At 55.8% G+C, this 233-nt stretch carries 1 protein-coding gene; it reads left to right on the plus strand.

All coding sequences use genetic code 11. The annotated features are described in order from the left end of the window. The coding region (locus tag ACTHSP_RS24160) for an NAD(P)H-dependent glycerol-3-phosphate dehydrogenase (RefSeq protein WP_440347240.1) at positions 1-233 on the plus strand (233 nt) is incomplete at both ends.

The raw sequence follows: 233 nt of genomic DNA on the forward strand, positions 1-233 counted from the left end.
ATGGGCGCACAACCCAAAACCATGATGGGTTTGGCAGGCATCGGTGACCTTATCCTGACCTGTACCGGCGCACTCTCGCGCAACCGCCGCGTCGGCCTCGGCCTCGCAGAAGGCAAAGAGTTGCATCAAGTGCTTGTCGAAATCGGCCACGTTTCCGAAGGTGTCAGCACCATTGAAGAAGTCTTCAACACCGCCGCCAAATACCAAATCGATATGCCCATCACTCAAACCCT

The sequence above is a fragment of the Neisseria sp. P0001.S005 genome (genome assembly GCF_051963715.1).